Genomic DNA, 16100 nt, shown 5'->3' with positions numbered 1-16100 from the left:
CGGACGCCTTCGCGAGCAAGCCCGCTCCCACACTGGATCTCCGTTCGATGCAAATTTTGCGTCTGTTGGAGACCCAGTGTGGGAGCGGGCTTGCTCGCGAAGGGTACAACTCGGTTTAGGAGGAAGCGCGGTCTAGAAATCGCGCTTGTAGAAGATATGGCTTGGTCTTTGTGCTGCCTGCGCGGACGCCTTCGCGAGCAAGCCCGCTCCCACACCGGATCTCCGTTCGATGCAAATTTTGCGTCTGTTGGAGATCCCCTGTGGGAGCGGGCTTGCTCGCGAAGGGTGCGACTCGGTTTTGGAGGGAGCTCGGTTAGAAATCGCGCTTGTAGAAGATATCCAGCGAACTCGCGGCTTGGTTTTTGTGCTGCCCGCGCGGACGCCTTCGCGAGCAAGCCCGCTCCCACACTGGATCTCCGTTCGATGCAAATTTTGCGTCTGTTGGAGATCCCCTGTGGGAGCGAGCCTGCTCGCGAAGGAAGCGACTCGGTCTAGGAGGGAGCGCGTTCTAGAAATCGCGCTTGTAGAAGATATCCAGCGAACTCGCGACGCCACTCGCCGCTTCGACGTAGACCTTTTTGCTCAGCTTGTAGCGCAAGGCAATGGTGCTGGCCGGTTCAAACACGCCAACGCCATAACGCAAACTGAGCTTCTCGGTAATATTGCCGCTGGCCACTACGCTGGTGGCATCGCCGCTGCCCGCCGTGTCGAGCTGGAAGTCCTGAATCCCCAGATCTTTAGCCAGGCTGCTGGTCACCCCGGCACTGCCCATCAAGCCCAACCCCAACGCCGCTTGCGCGAGCATGTTGTTGTCTTCGCCGTTGGTGCTCAGCGGACGGCCGAGTACCAGATAGGACAGCGCCTGCTCCTGGCTCATCGCCGGTTCGGAGAAGACCTGCGTGGTCGGCTGTTCGGCGCTGCCGCTGAGGCGGATACCGGCGATCACGTCGTCGGTCTGGCGAATCGCTTCGATGTCCAGGTATGGCTGATCGATGGGCCCGGCGAACAGCAGGCGAGCACGCCGCACGGACAAGCGCTGACCGTAAGCACTGTATTTGCCATCGTTGAGCCACAGTTCGCCACGGGTGTCCATGTTGTCGCCGATGTGCACATGACCCTGCACGTTGGCGGTCAGGCCAAAACCGGCGAAGGCGAGTTTGTCGTCGCCAACCTCCACGTCGATGTCCATTTTCATCGCGACTGGCGGCTTGCCCTCTTCGGTCTGCGCGCCGACGATGATCGTGTCGTCAGAGACTTTCACCGTCGATGGCGGCAGTTCACGCACGGTGATTTCGCCTTTCGGCACCCGCACTTTACCGGCGATTTTCAGCTCATCGCCGGCCATGGAAATTTTCAGATCCGGCGCCATTTCGAGTTTGGCGTACGGTTCGACAGTGACCGGCAACTGCGTGCCTTTCAGCGCCAGATCGACCACCAGCGCCTGACCCCAGGCGACGTTACCGTTCAAGCTGCCCTGCCCGCTCTTGCCGCTTTTCCAGCCGCCGTCCAGACGCACCGATTCACCGGCGATCAATGCGGTGAGTTGCAGATCCTGCAGCTCCATCGGCAACTCGGCGCCGGACACTTCGCCGTCACTGAGTTGCACCGTGCCGTTGACCAATGGCGCCAGCAGGCCACCGGAGATCGTGCCGCTGCCGTTCAGGCGCCCGGTGAGTTTCTCGACCATCGGCACAAACGGCCGCGCCACCGACAGATCCAGACCGGTGAGGCGGAACGAGCCGCTTAGCGGTTTGTTTTTCGGCAGCGGGTTGAGCTGCGCCTGCACCATCAGTTCGCCGAGCTTGCCGCCGACGAAGTTGAGGTCGGTGTCGACGCGCTTCGGCGTGAGTTTGCTGGTGAGCTTGAGCGTCTGGTACGGGAAGTCCAGCCACTGATCCTTTTCTTTCATGCGCAAAGTGCCGCCGCTGGCGTCGATGCTGACCACGCCGTTCGGGCCGCTGGCCGGCAGATCCAGTTGCAGATCGGCGTTGAGCTTGCCCTGCCAGGCGAAATCCTTCGGCAGCCATTGCGCGAGGCTTTCGATCGGGAACTGCTTGAGGTGATAGCGCAGTTTCGGCTCGGGCATCAGGCGCTGATCTTCGCCGCACAGGCTCGCGCCGCCGGACAGCCAGCAATGCGCGCCGAAGTTGATTTTGCCGTCAGCCAGACGCTCGAGTTTGGCCGGGTTTTGCAGCTTCCAGTCCTGGCCACCGGCCTGAATATCACCGCTGGCCAAACGGCCGCGCCAGTTGCCCTTATCCAGATTGCCGTCGAGACCGAGGGCCAGTTTCAACTTCGGCCCAAGCAGGTCGAGGCTGAGTTTCTGGCTCTTGATGTCGCCTTGAGCGCTGGCGGTCAGCGTGCCCAAAGACGTATCCCCGGCCTGAATGCCACTGCCCTTGAGGTCGATTTTCGCCCGTTGCGCACTGTCGAGGGTGGCGTCGAGGTTGAGGCTTTGCAGGCGATTATCCTGGAACGCCAGTTGTGAACCTTGCAGACCGAGTTTGCCCTGCGGGGCTTTCAGCGTGCCGGCGACGTCGACGCGGCCATTAATCTGCCCGCGCAGTTCTGGCCAGAGCTGGGCCAGACGCGCCAGTTTGATGTCGATCTGCCCGGTGAGTTTCTGTTGCAGGCTGCCCTTGCCGTTGATGCTGTTGTCGCCGAGGCGAATTTGCAGGGCATTCAGGTTCCACTGTTCGCCAGCGCCGTCGGCCTTGGCTTGCAGGATCGCCGGTTGCCCGCGCAGTTTGCCTTTGAGGTCGAGATCAGCGGTCAGGCTCAGACGCTCATTCTTCATCTCGCCTTCGCTTTTCAGCGGCCCGGCCAAGGTGCCCGGTAATTCGGCAACCCAGTACGCCGGGTTCAGCGCCGAGAGATCCAGCGCGGTGTCCCAGGCGATGCCGTCGGCGAACTGCACGTTGACGTGCCCTTCAGCCTTGCCCTGCCCGGCTTCCATTTTCAATTGCGGCAAAGCGATCTGCTTGAGGTTGCCGCTGAACGGACTGCTCAGAGTGAACGCGCCCGCCGGGCCATCCAGTGCGGCGGCGAAGTTGCCGAGGTATTGACCGTCGGTGTAGGAGACTTCGCCAGTGAAGGTACGTAAAGCGACTTGTGGCTCGTCGATTTCGTTATAGAGCCGGTGCCACGGGAAGTCCTGCCAATTGATGTTGGCTTGCGCCATGAGGCCTTTGCTCCAGTCGACGCTGCCGGTGAGCTTGAGGCTTTGCTTGTCGTTGGCGCTCAGGTCGAGGCCGGCGATTTGCGCGCCACTGGCGTCAACTTTGCCTTTGAGTAACAACGCGACCGGGCCTTTATCGGCGGGCAGCGCAGCGTTGCCGTTTAACTGGTAACCGTTTTTCAGGTCGCCTTCGGCGGTCAGCAGCAGTTGATTAAGTTGCAGGGTGTCCGGCAGATCGGCGCTTGGTTTGAACGCGTCGCTGGTGATACGCAGCTTGGCCGGCAGGTTTTCCACCAGCGGTTGCAACTCGCCGCTCAATTGGCCGTCGAGGTAGCCACGACTGTCGGCGTGCAGGTTGAGGGTTTTCAGCAGGTCGCCGTCGATTTTTAGCGCCAGCGTCCATGGGCCCTTATCCGGCGATGGCAACGTCAGGTCACCGGCGATGTTCAACGGCCAGTTACCGGTCGGCGCGAGGGTGCCGGACAGGTTCAGGCTGAGGTCGTCGCGCTGCAATTTGATGCTGTCGATCTGCATGCCTTGCGCCGTCCAATACGCCGCCAGTTGCAAACCTTTCAGTTGCTCGCTGCCGTTAAACAGCAGACTGCCGACCTGCACGTCGCCCAGCTCGATCGCTACCGGCAATTGCAGATCCGGCAGTTTGATCGGGCCGCTTTCAGTGGTTTCTTCACTTGGCGGAAATTGCAGGATGACCTGATCAGCCTTGAGCTGTTCGATGCACAACGTCATGCGCGTCAGGCACAGCGGCGACCAGGCGAAAATCGCCTTGTTCAGCTCGACGCGGCTGGTGTCTTGCTGCCAGAGCAGATGATCGGCGCTCCACTGGCCACCGAGACGACCCTGAAAATTCTCGACGCTGAGGCCCGGCACCAGACCCAACACCCAACGGCTGCCGGCCTGTGTGCCGAGCACCGTGGCGACGCTCAATACAATCAACAACACCAGCGCCGATAGCGTGAGTGCCGTTATTTTCAAACCACGCTTCACAGCTCAGGCCCCATGGAAAAGTGCAGCCGGATGCCGCCGTCGTCGTCGAGTGCGTGGGCCAGATCGAGGCGGATCGGCCCGACCGGCGAGACCCAGCGCACACCAATACCGACCCCGGTCTTGAGGTTCGGCAGTTCGAGTTTATTGAAAGAGTTGCCCTGATCGACGAAGGTCGCCACGCGCCATTTTTCCGCGATCGAGTATTGATATTCAACGCTGCCGGCGACCATGTAACGGCCACCGATGCGATCGCCCTCGGAGTTTTCCGGGGACAGGCTCTGGTAGTCGTAACCGCGCACGCTCTGATCGCCACCGGCGAAGAAGCGCAGCGACGGCGGCATCGATTTATAGCCGTTGGTGGCGCTACCGCCGACCTGCACGCGACCGAGCAAGCGGTGTTTGTCGAACACCGTGGTCAGGCCTTTGACCAGCGCGGTGCCATATAGAAGGTTGTTATCCGAACCGAGGCCTTCTTTCGCCACTTTGCTTTCGAAGCTCAGGCGATAGCCGTTGTGCGGGTCGATGCGGTTGTCGCTTTTCAGGTACGAGTAGCTGATGCCAGGCATCAGCAAAGTACTCAGGCCTGAGTCGTCACCGAGTTCGTACTCTTCGCGCTGCCATTTCAGGGAGATCACCCGCTGCCAGCCGCTCGGCAATTTGCTGTGCCATTCCGGTCCGAAGGTCAGCAGCTTGCTCAACGTGTCGGAGCCGTCGATGTCTTCAAATTGATAGCCGCCGGCCCAGCGCAGTTTGTCGGTCAGTGGCGGGTCGAGCGGGATATCGTAGAACAGCCCGACGTTTTGCCGTGGCGCCGAGAGTTCGGCCTCCCAGCCATAACTGTCGCCCTGCGGGTTGACCCAGTGGCGCGTCCAGTTGGCTTTGATACGTGGGCCGACGTCGGTCGAGTAACCGAGGCCAAGGCCCATGGTGCGCGGTTTGCGTGTGTCGAGTTTGACGTCGACCGGGATCACATCATTCTTCGCGGCAGTCGGTGCGGCATCGACGCGCACGCCTTCGAAATAGCCGCTCGATTGCAGGTCGCGGTTGAGTTCGGCGATCAGCTCCGAGTCGTACGGCTCGCCTTCCTTGAACGGCACCATTCGTTGCAGTAGGTCTTCGTCGAACGGCGTGTCGCCTTCGAATTTGACGCGGCCCAGCGCATAACGCGGGCCGCTGTCGTAGATCAACTCAACATCGGCGACACCCGCGCGCGGGTCGACCAGGAGTTTTTGGCTGGTGAAGTGGCCGCTAAAGAAACCGAAGCGTGAAGCCTGATTCTGAATAATTCTTTTGGCGTCTTCATAACGCCCATGATTGAGCACCGCGCCGGACTTGAGCACGTCGCTTTTCGGTACACGAAAGGATTTGAGGGAGGCAGCCGGGCCGTCGACACGGATGGTGACGTTGCGCAGACGAATCGGTTCGCCGGGATCGATGTTCAGCACCAGGCGCGGTTTTTCGCCGCCCTTCACGTCACTTTCAATCTGCGGCTGGTAGTAGCCCAACGCCTGGGCCGCTTTGCGCGCCTGCTCTTCGGCACCGCGACTGAAGCGCAGCAAGGCTTCTTCGTCACGGTCACCGAGGCTGCCGATATAGCCTTCTATATTGGCCTTCAGTTCATCGTTGGACGGTTTGATCCGCACATCCAATTCACTTTGCGCCAGCGCCGCGCAGCTGGATAACAGCATGAGCACGCCACTGGTAAATCTTCCTGGAAACTTCATAGGCGCGGATGCTATCACGAGCTTGGGAGCGTGATAGATCAAGACTTGTCTCGAAAAGTTCGACGCTTAAGCAGTCGCCGTTTGTAACACTTGCGGATTGGCGTGGAAAAATACGTGTTCTCGCACCGGGCCGACGGCAACCTCGCCGATCTCCTCGTAACCCTGCCTTTTATAGAATTCCAGATAACGTGGATTGCCGGTGTCGAGCACCACGCCTTGCGAGGTTTCATCGACGGCGCACCAGTTGTGCACGGCGGTCAGCAGTTGCTCACCAAAGTGTTTGCCCTGGAACTGCGGATGAATGCCCAGCAGCGGCAGCATGTGCACTGACTCGGTCGGCACGCACGCGGAAACGGCGTCGTGGTATTCGAGATAGCGGCGGGTGCAACGGAAACCGGTGCTGAGCACCATGCGCAGGCGCCAGGCCCAACTTTCGGTGATGCCCAAGCGTCGTTGCGGTGGCGCGATCAGGGCGATGCCGATCAAGCGGTCGTTGACCAACAGGCCGATGGCCGGCAAGTCCTGGAGGAAATGTTGTTTGACCAATTCACGCACGGTGGCGCGAACGCGTTGCTCGTAGCCTGGGCGCTCGGCTTCGAACAGGTAGCCGAAGGTCGGTTCGTGGCGATAGGCCTGATAAAGCAGCGATCGGGCTTCGCGGGAATAACCGCGGTCGAGCATATGAATGTCGGCGATGGCGGTCTGGGTTTCAGGCATGACAGTGATTCTCCCCGGGGCGCGTCAAATGGCGGCGCTCTTGTTGGTACGAACCTTTTGGCGTTGGCACAGTTCCCCACAGGTATAGACCAAGCTTGGATCTTCATCGACCGGGCGGACCCTATCGCGAGCAGGCTCACTCCTACATTTGGAATGAGTTCCCCTGTAGGAGTGAGCCTGCTCGCGATGGCGCCTTTGCACACACCACAAATCCCACAGCCAAAAATGATTTCTCCCACCCCACACTGGCCCATCTCCCCCATGTCAGCTAGCATCGCCCTTTTGCCAGGACTGCCGACCATGAAGATCGTTTCCTTCAACATCAACGGACTGCGCGCCCGTCCGCATCAGCTGGCAGCGCTGATCGAAAAACACCAGCCGGACGTGATCGGCCTGCAGGAAACCAAAGTCCACGACGACCAGTTCCCGCTCGAAGAAGTCCGCGCCCTCGGCTACCACGTGTATTTCCACGGGCAGAAAGGTCACTACGGCGTAGCGATGATGTCGCGTCAGGAACCGATCGCCATTCACAAGGGTTTCGCCACCGACGACGAAGACGCCCAGCGGCGCTTTATCTGGGGCACCTTCGCCGACGCCAATGGCGTGCCGGTGACGATCATGAACGGCTATTTCCCACAGGGCGAAAGCCGCGACCACCCGACCAAATTCCCCGCCAAGCAGCGTTTCTACAGCGACCTGCAAGCACTGCTGGAAAGCCAGTTCCACAACGAACAACCGGTCGTGGTGATGGGCGATGTGAACATTTCCCCGGAAGACTGCGACATCGGCATCGGCCCGGACAACATGAAGCGCTGGCTGAAAACCGGCAAATGCAGCTTCCTGCCGGAAGAGCGCGAGTGGATGGCGCGCCTGAAGAACTGGGGCCTGACCGACAGCTATCGCCACCTGAACCCGGACGTGACCGATATGTTCAGCTGGTTCGATTACCGCAGCCGTGGTTTTGAGGATGAGCCGAAGCGCGGGCTGCGCATTGATGTGATTCTGGCGTCGCATGGTTTGTTGCCGCGGGTGAAGGCGGCGGGCGTGGATTATGAATTGCGCGGGATGGAAAAGCCGTCCGACCATGCGCCGATCTGGCTTGAATTGAGCTAAAAATCAAAAGATCGCAGCCTGCGGCAGCTCCTACAATTGGAATGCGTTCCCCTGTAGGAGCTGCCGCAGGCTGCGATCTTTTGATCTGTCATCTTTTGGTCATGCGCCTGACTTAATCTCCCCGGCAATCCCCTTGGCTTGATTCGGTGCCGGCATGACCCTGCGTGTTCTGTGCGTCTTTCTCTTGAGTGCGTGGCTGACGGTGTCGGCCGCCGGTTTGCCGGTGCCCGACGACGGCCCGGCGTTGCGCATTCAGGGTTCCAACACCATCGGCGCCGAACTCGGCCCAGCATTGGTCGAAGGTCTGCTGCAACAGCAAGGCCTGCTGAAGATCCACCGCGAAACCCCGGGCACCGCCAACGAATTGCGCATTGTTGGCCAGACGGCTGAAGGCAAACGCGTGCTCATCGACGTCGCCGCTCACGGCTCCAGCACCGGTTTCACCGCCCTGAAAAACGCCAGCGCCGACCTCGCCGCCTCCTCCCGCGAGATCAAGGACAGCGAGCTGCTCAGTCTGCAATCCCTCGGCGATCTGAAAAGCGCCGCCGCCGAACAAGTCATCGCCATCGATGGCCTGGCGATCATCCTTCACCCCGAAAACCCGTTGCAGCAACTCGACACTGAGCAACTGGCGCGGATCTTCGCCGGCGAAGTGAAAACCTGGGAAGACCTCGGTGGTCGCGGCGGTGCTATTCATTTATATGCACGGGATGATCAGTCCGGCACCTATGACACGTTCAAGGAATTGGTGCTCAGTCGTCGTGGGAAAACCCTGAGCAGTGCGGCGAAACGTTTCGAATCCAGCGAGGAATTATCCGACGCGGTGAGTAGTGATCCGCAGGGCATCGGTTTCATTGGGTTGCCTTACGTGCGTCAGGCCAAAGCCGTGGCGATTGCCGATGGCGCGTCGCAATCGATGCTGCCGCTCAATAGTCTGATCGCCACCGAGGACTATCCGCTGTCTAGGCGACTGTTCTTTTATCTGCCGCCGGACAGCAGCAATCCATGGGCAAAAGCGCTGGTGGCGTTTGCGCAAAGTCGTCAGGGTCAGGAGATTGTTGCGCGCAACGGTTTTATCAGTCAGACCGTGCACGCCATGACGGTCGCGCCGAATGCGCTGATGCCCGAGGGTTATCAATCCCTCAGCCGTCACGCCCAACGTCTGACGGTGAACTTCCGTTTTGAAGAAGGCAGCGCGAGTCTGGACAACAAGGCGCGTCAGGATCTGGCGCGGGTGTTCGACTATATAAAGCGCCATGACAAGACCGATCGTGCGGTGACGCTGGTGGGCTTTGGTGATGTAAAGGACGACCCGGCGCGTGCGGATTTGCTGTCGAAATTGCGGGCGATGGCGGTGCGACGGGAGTTGGTGAAGAGCGGCGTGGTGTTGCGCGAGGTGCGCGGGTTTGGCGCGCAGATGCCGGTGGCGACCAACAGTGCGGATGAGGGAAGGATCAAGAATCGGCGGGTTGAGGTTTGGGTGTATTGATATCCGCCAAATCGTTCCCACGCTCCGCGTGGTAATTCCGCCATGGACGCTCAGCGTCCATGGCGGAATTACCACGCGGAGCGTGGGAACGATCAAATGTTCAGGCCCTTTCGCGAGCAGGCTCGCTCCCACATTAAATGTGTGAACGCCACAGATCCTGTGGGAGCGAGCCTGCTCGCGAAGAACGATAACGCAGTGCTGGATCAGCGCTCGCTACGCAGCATTTCCTTCGGCACGTATTTGCCGATCTCAAACTTGCCAATCGCCGCACGGTGCACTTCGTCCGGGCCATCGGCCAGACGCAATGTCCGTTGCATCGCATACATATAAGCCAGCGGGAAATCGTTCGACACCCCTGCCCCGCCATGCATCTGGATCGCCCGATCAATCACGCGCAGCGCGACGTTCGGCGCAACCACTTTGATCTGCGCGATCTCGCTTTTCGCGATTTTGTTACCCACGGTGTCCATCATGTACGCCGCTTTCAGCGTCAGCAGACGCGCCATGTCGATCTCCATCCGCGAGTCGGCGATCTTGTCGATGTTCCCGCCCAGACGCGCCAGCGGTTTGCCGAAAGCAGTACGGCTTACCGAACGTTTGCACATCAATTCCAGTGCACGCTCAGCCATGCCGACCGAACGCATGCAGTGGTGAATCCGGCCTGGGCCAAGACGACCTTGGGCAATTTCAAAGCCGCGTCCTTCACCCAACAGTACGTTTTCGTACGGCACACGCACGTTGTCGAACAGCACTTCGGCGTGACCGTGCGGCGCATCGTCGTAACCGAACACTGGCAATGGACGAACGATTTTTACGCCCGGCGTATCGACCGGCACGAGGATCATCGAGTGCTGCGCGTGACGCGGTGCATCGGGATTGCTCAGGCCCATGAAGATCAGAATCTTGCAGCGCGGATCGCAAGCACCGGACGTCCACCATTTTTTGCCGTTGATCACCCACTCGTCGCCATCACGCACGGCGCGGGCGGCCATGTTGGTGGCGTCGGAGGAGGCAACATCGGGTTCGGTCATGGCGAACGCCGAGCGGATCTCGCCGCGCAGCAGCGGTTCCAGCCAGCGTTGTTTTTGCTCTTCGTTGGCGTAACGCACCAGCACTTCCATGTTGCCGGTGTCCGGCGCCGAGCAGTTGAACGGCTCCGGGCCGAGCAGTGAGCGGCCCATGATTTCCGCCAGTGGCGCGTATTCGAGGTTGGTCAGGCCGGCACCCAGTTCCGACTCAGGCAGAAACAGATTCCACAGGCCCTCGGCTTTGGCCTTGGCTTTGAGTTCTTCCATGATCGCCGTCGGCTGCCAGCGATCGCCTTCGGCAACCTGGCGCTCGAACACGGCTTCGGCCGGGTAAACGTAAGTGTCCATGAACGCGGTTACGCGCTCACGCAGTTCTTGCACCTTGGGCGAATAAGCGAAATCCATGAGCAGCTCCCGATGGTTAAGGCAGTTCTTGAGCAGAGGTTGTTTAGGTCATGCAATCGATGCTAGAACAGCGCTGATAATTTACCTAGCCTATTCTCGGCGTGTATAAACATTCATCACCGATATATGATCGGCTGATTGCCAGCCCCCCAAACACCGCACTAAATAACAAGAGAAGCCGCGTTATGAATCTGAGCAAGGTCGACCTCAACCTTTTCATCGTCTTCGACGCGATCTACACCGAAGCCAACCTGACCCGCGCCGGGCAGATTGTCGGCATCACCCAACCGGCGGTGTCCAACGCGCTGGCACGGCTGCGCGAAACCTTCAACGACCCGCTCTTCGTGCGCACCGCTCAGGGCATGGTGCCGACGCCGATGGCGCAGAACATCATCGGTCCAGTGCGTAACGCGCTGTCGCTGCTGCGCGTGTCAGTGCAGGAAAGTCGTATTTTCAACCCGGCGCAAGCGGTCAAGACCTACCGCATCAGCATGACTGACCTCACCGAAGCAGTGATTTTGCCGCCGCTGTTTCAACGCCTGCGCCGTCTGGCACCGACCGTGATTATCGAAAGTTTCCTGTCGAAACGCCGTGAGACCACCAAGGAACTGGCGGCCGGGCGTCTGGATTTCGCTGTGGATGCGCCGCTCAACACCGACCCACAAGTGCGCCACGTCAAGCTGATGGAAGACCGTTACGTCTGTGCGATGCGCAAGGGCCATCCGATGGCGGGCAAGGAAAAGCTGTCGCTGGATGATTATTTGTCGCTGACCCATATCCATATTTCCAGCCGCCGTAGCGGTCTGGGCTATGTCGATCTGGCACTGGGCAAAATGGGCATTCAGCGCAAGATCGCCCTGCGCTCGCAGCATTATTTGATGGCGTCGCAGGTGATGCAGCAGACGGATATGGTTATGACCGTGCCGGAACGCTTTGCCCGTCGGCATGAGCTGCAGGCGTTTAATCTGCCGGTGAATGATGTGCCGCCGGTGGAGACGCATCTGTATTGGCATGAAAGCACTGACCAGGATCCGGCGAATCGCTGGATGCGCGAGCAGATGATTGAGTTGTGCCAGCAGGTGACAGCGCAGGAGAAGAAGCTGGATAAGCAGGTGGTTTGAGGAAAGATCAAAAGATCGCAGCCTTCGGCAGCTCCTACATTTGGAATGCGTTTTACTGTAGGAGCTGCCGAAGGCTGCGATCTTTTTCTTGCTTGACGTAAACGTCAACCTGCCATTAGCTTAGCGCCAAGACCTTTTTCCGAGCGCTTCCATGAGCAGCCAGACTTACAGCATTTCCGACCTCGCCCGCGAGCTGGACATCACCACCCGGGCGATCCGCTTTTATGAAGAGCAAGGCCTGCTCAGCCCTGAGCGCCGTGGCCAGGAACGCATCTATTCGCCGCGCGACAAGGTCAGCCTGAAGCTGATCCTGCGTGGCAAGCGCATCGGTTTTTCGCTGGCCGAATGCCGCGAACTGATCGAACTCTACGACCCGTCCAGCGGTAACACCAAACAGCTCAACAGCATGCTGGCGAAAATCACCGAGCGCCGTGAGCAACTGGAGCAGCAGTTGCTGGATATCGAGCAGATGAAACTGGAGCTTGATACCGCTGAAGAGCGCTGCGTGCAGGCGCTTGAACAAACCCTCAAGAGCCAGCAGGCGATCTAACCGACAACACAAATCCCCTTGTAGGAGTGAGCCTGCTCGCGATAGCGGTGTGTCAGATAATATTTGTTCGACTGACACCCCGCTATCGCGAGCAGGCTCACTCCTACAAAGGATCTCCACGAATTCAAAAGAGCAGGTCAGCCGCCATGTCCCTCCCCTCCCAAGTACGCCTGATCGAAGTCGGCCCGCGCGATGGCCTGCAGAACGAAGCCCAACCGATCAGCGTCGCCGACAAGGTGCAACTGGTCGACGCGCTCAGCGCCGCTGGCCTTGGCTATATAGAAGTCGGCAGTTTCGTTTCGCCCAAATGGGTGCCGCAAATGGCCGGTTCCGCCGACGTGTTCGCGCAGATCCAGCGCAAACCCGGCGTGACTTATGGCGCACTGGCACCGAACCTGCGCGGTTTTGAGGATGCGATTGCTGCCGGAGTCAAGGAAGTCGCGGTGTTCGCCGCCGCGTCCGAAGCCTTCTCGCAGCGCAACATCAACTGCTCGATCAGCGAAAGCCTGGCGCGCTTCGCCCCGATCATGAATGCGGCGAAGCAACACGGCGTTACCGTGCGCGGTTACGTGTCCTGTGTGCTCGGCTGCCCTTACGAAGGCACGGTCGCGCCGGAGCAAGTGGCGATGGTGGCCCGCGAGCTGTACGCGATGGGCTGCTACGAAGTTTCGCTGGGCGACACCATCGGCACCGGCACTGCTGGCGCGACTCGCCGTTTATTTGAAGTGGTTTCGGCGCAGGTGCCACGGGACAAACTCGCCGGACATTTCCACGACACCTACGGTCAGGCGATGGCCAACATCTACGCCAGTCTGCTCGAAGGCATTTCGGTGTTCGACAGCTCTATCGCGGGCCTCGGCGGCTGTCCGTACGCCAAAGGTGCGAGCGGTAACGTTGCGACTGAAGATGTGGTGTACCTGCTCAACGGCCTCGGTATCAAGACCGGAATCGACCTGGACGCCTTGATTGCCGCGGGTCAGCGGATCAGCGCGGTGCTCGGTCGCCCGAGCGGTTCGCGCGTGGCGAAGGCGCGCAGCGCACAGTGAGGGGAGATGGTGTTACCGCTGTGTCCGGAATGTGGGCTCAAGCGAGTAACACGGAAACAAATTGTCTGGATTGGCCTGATCGAAAAATCCTACAAAATCACAAACCATTGATTTACAAGGCTTTTTAAAAGTTGGCACGCGTAATGCTATCTCTATGGCATAACAAGAATAAAAAGCAGCAAACCAATAAAAATAAGACGTACCGACTCTGACATAACAAAAACAACACGGCAGAGACGCAGCTAACAGATTTTTTTGGAGAAGGTGTGCTTTTCAGGGTGCTCTCAGGAGTGACCCGCAACCGGGCAGAGAACAATAAAACTACCTTCAGGTAGCTCCCGAATCGGTTGGATCGTTTAACGAGAAAGCAGATCAGCGCTCAAAAAAATACGTTTGCTCTTGACCCCGGATGGGGGTCGCCAAAAACAGCGGTAAAGGGCCACGGTTGCCAAAAACAACAACAGACCGACCCTCAATAATAAAAAAGAGCACGCGACGACAAAATTAAAGGGGAGCCTCGGCTCCCCTTTGTGCTTTCTGCAATTCCTCTTTTCAACGCATATCCCTTGTAGGAGTGAGCCTGCTCGCGATAGCGTCGTGTCAGTCGATGAAAATATTGACTGGGACACCGCTATCGCGAGCAGGCTCACTCCTACAGGGGTTTGGTGTCAGGCGTGCTTTTCGCGAAGCTCTTCGATGCTTATTTCACGCATCCTGAATTTCTGGATCTTCCCCGTCACCGTCATCGGAAACTCTTCGACGAACTTGAAGTGCCGTGGCGTCTTGAAGTGCGCGATGCGTTCCTTGCACCAGGTTTGCAACTCCAGCTCGGAGGCGTTGTGGCCGGGGTGAAATTTGATCCAGGCGACAATCTCCTCGCCGTAACGCGAGCACGGAATGCCGATCACCTGCACGTCCGCCACCGCCGGATGGGTGAAGAAAAACTCTTCCAGCTCACGCGGATAAACGTTCTCGCCGCCGCGAATGATCATGTCCTTGTTACGCCCGGCGATGTTGACGTAACCCTCCTCGTTCATGCTCGCCAGGTCGCCGGTGTGCATCCAGCCAGCCTCATCGATAGCTTCAGCGGTGGCTTGCGGGTTTTGCCAATAGCCGAGCATCACGCTGTAACCACGGGTGCACAGTTCGCCGATAGTGCCGCGCGGCACGAGGTTGCCGGCCTCGTCGATGATCTTGCTTTCCAGTTGCGGCTGGGTGCGGCCGACGGTGGTCACGCGCAGTTCCAGTTCATCGTTGGGGCCGGTTTGCAGCGACACCGGGCTGGTCTCGGTCATGCCGTAGGCGATCTGCACTTCGCTCATGTGCATCTCGCTGATGACCCGGCGCATCACTTCAATCGGGCAGGTGGCGCCGGCCATGATCCCGGTGCGCAGGCTCGACAGATCGAATTCGGCGCGTTGCGGCTGATCGAGCATGGCGATAAACATGGTCGGCACGCCGTAGAGGCCGGTGGCTTTTTCTTCGGCGACGGTCTGCAGGGTCAGCAACGGATCGAACGCATCGTTGGGGTAAATCATCGTGCTGCCGTGAGTGACGCAGCCGAGATTGCCCATGACCATACCGAAGCAGTGGTACAGCGGCACCGGGATCACCAGGCGATCGTGCGGGGTCAGGCCGATGCTTTCGCCGACCATGTAGCCGTTGTTGAGGATGTTGTAGTGGCTGAGGGTCGCGCCTTTGGGGAAACCGGTGGTGCCGGAGGTGTATTGAATGTTTACCGGTTGATCGAAGTGCAGGCTGTCGCTGCGTTCGTTGAGTTGTTGCGGGGAGATGCTCGCGGCCATATCAGTCAGTTGCGACCACGGCAGGAAACCTGATGGCGGTTGCGCTTCGAGACTGATCACCCCGCGCAATTCCGGCAGGCGCTCGCTGCGCAGTTGGCCAATGGATTGTTCGGCCAGTTCTGACACCAATCCTTGCAACATGCCGTGGTAGTTCGACGACTTGAACGCGCCGGCGCAGACCAGCCATTGGCAGCCGGATTGTTTGAGCACGTATTCCAGTTCGGAACTGCGGTAGGCCGGGTTGACGTTGACCAGGATCACGCCGATTTTCGCCGTGGCGAACTGGGTGATGCACCACTCAGCGCAGTTCGGTGCCCAGATGCCGAGGCGATCGCCGGCCTGTAAACCCAGGGCGAGCAGCGCTCTGGCGTGCACGTCGACGGCATCGGCCAGTTGTCGCCAGGAATAACGCAACTGCTGATGGCGCACGACGAGCGCTTCGCCGTCGGGATATTGCGCGACGGTCTGATCGAACTTCTGCCCGATGGTCATCGCCAGCAAGGCTTTGTCCTGTGAGCCACGGGTGTAGCTGCGCTGCGGGTTTGCACTGGGTTGATCCATGACGACCCCTATTGTCTTTATTAGTGGGTTTACCGGATTGCACTTTTTGTGGAGAGCTTTGTGGTTGGCCTTTGTGGCGAGGGGATTTATCCCCGATGGGTGGCGAAGCCGCCCCTGCATATCTCCTGACAAATCAGATTTACAGATTTCACGACTGCTTCGCAGCCGAACGGGGATAAATCCCCTCACCACAAAAGCCCGCTCCCACAAAAAAGCGATCCGTTTTCAATCTTGAACTGCCCCCTACTCTCGCTCAAGTTGACGTTAACGTAAAGGGTGATTGACAGCCATTCGTCACAGGCTTACGTTAACGTAAAGGTGAGAGCCGAGCGACCGCCCTCCCCACCCTACAAAAAAG

General features: G+C 59.2%; 10 protein-coding genes. 5 read left to right on the top strand and 5 right to left on the bottom strand.

The features are described from left to right. Positions 1-508: 508 nt before the first annotated feature. From ACIOMO_RS08515 to ACIOMO_RS08505, 3 genes are all read right to left on the bottom strand, one after another. Positions 509-4183 (bottom strand): translocation/assembly module TamB domain-containing protein, encoded by a 3675-nt coding sequence (locus ACIOMO_RS08515; RefSeq protein WP_401239908.1) that lies wholly within the window; start codon positions 4181-4183, stop codon positions 509-511. Then, entirely contained in the window at positions 4180-5907 is a 1728-nt protein-coding gene (locus ACIOMO_RS08510; protein WP_401239905.1) for an autotransporter assembly complex family protein, read from the bottom strand. Before ACIOMO_RS08510 ends, ACIOMO_RS08515 begins: the two co-directional genes overlap by 4 nt. Positions 5908-5973: 66 nt before the next feature. Beyond that, positions 5974-6624, bottom strand: coding sequence for an N-acetyltransferase (locus tag ACIOMO_RS08505; protein WP_053121694.1), 651 nt, complete (start codon positions 6622-6624; stop codon positions 5974-5976). Between the two features lie 300 nt (positions 6625-6924). Between ACIOMO_RS08505 and xthA the strand changes: the two genes are divergently transcribed. Next, a complete protein-coding gene (gene xthA, locus ACIOMO_RS08500; RefSeq protein ID WP_401239902.1) occupies positions 6925-7737 on the top strand; it encodes an exodeoxyribonuclease III in 813 nt (270 codons plus the stop codon). Positions 7738-7891: 154 nt separating this feature from the next. After that, a complete protein-coding gene (locus tag ACIOMO_RS08495) occupies positions 7892-9226 on the top strand; it encodes a substrate-binding domain-containing protein (RefSeq protein WP_401239899.1) in 1335 nt (444 codons plus the stop codon). A 203-nt stretch (positions 9227-9429) separates the two neighbouring features. On the opposite strand, the gene ACIOMO_RS08490 is transcribed toward ACIOMO_RS08495, so the two are convergent. Beyond that, the gene (locus tag ACIOMO_RS08490) at positions 9430-10659 is read right to left on the bottom strand and encodes an acyl-CoA dehydrogenase (protein ID WP_159815580.1); all 1230 of its coding nucleotides are present in this window, start codon (positions 10657-10659) and stop codon (positions 9430-9432) included. Between the two features lie 185 nt (positions 10660-10844). Here ACIOMO_RS08490 and ACIOMO_RS08485 point away from each other — a divergent pair, with 185 nt between their 5' ends. The 3 genes from ACIOMO_RS08485 (at position 10845) to ACIOMO_RS08475 (ending at position 13376) form a co-directional block, all read left to right on the top strand. Next, the gene (locus ACIOMO_RS08485; RefSeq protein ID WP_007917233.1) at positions 10845-11780 is read left to right on the top strand and encodes a LysR family transcriptional regulator; all 936 of its coding nucleotides are present in this window, start codon (positions 10845-10847) and stop codon (positions 11778-11780) included. 151 nt (positions 11781-11931) lie between these two features. Further along, on the top strand, positions 11932-12330 hold the full coding sequence (locus tag ACIOMO_RS08480) for a MerR family DNA-binding transcriptional regulator (RefSeq protein WP_007917234.1): 399 nt from the start codon (positions 11932-11934) through the stop codon (positions 12328-12330). Between the two features lie 146 nt (positions 12331-12476). Beyond that, positions 12477-13376 carry a hydroxymethylglutaryl-CoA lyase gene (locus tag ACIOMO_RS08475; protein WP_401239895.1) on the top strand — a complete coding sequence of 300 codons (900 nt, stop codon included), beginning with the start codon at positions 12477-12479 and terminating at the stop codon, positions 13374-13376. 668 nt (positions 13377-14044) lie between these two features. Here the strand turns inward: ACIOMO_RS08475 and ACIOMO_RS08470 are convergent. Beyond that, positions 14045-15742 (bottom strand): AMP-binding protein, encoded by a 1698-nt coding sequence (locus ACIOMO_RS08470; protein ID WP_401239892.1) that lies wholly within the window; start codon positions 15740-15742, stop codon positions 14045-14047. Positions 15743-16100: the final 358 nt, after the last annotated feature.

Origin of the sequence: Pseudomonas sp. NPDC087804 (assembly GCF_044742965.1) — a bacterium.
Classification (GTDB): domain Bacteria; phylum Pseudomonadota; class Gammaproteobacteria; order Pseudomonadales; family Pseudomonadaceae; genus Aquipseudomonas; species Aquipseudomonas rustica.
Note: the sequence above shows the minus strand (reverse complement) of the source record. Positions and strands in the feature narration are given on the sequence as shown.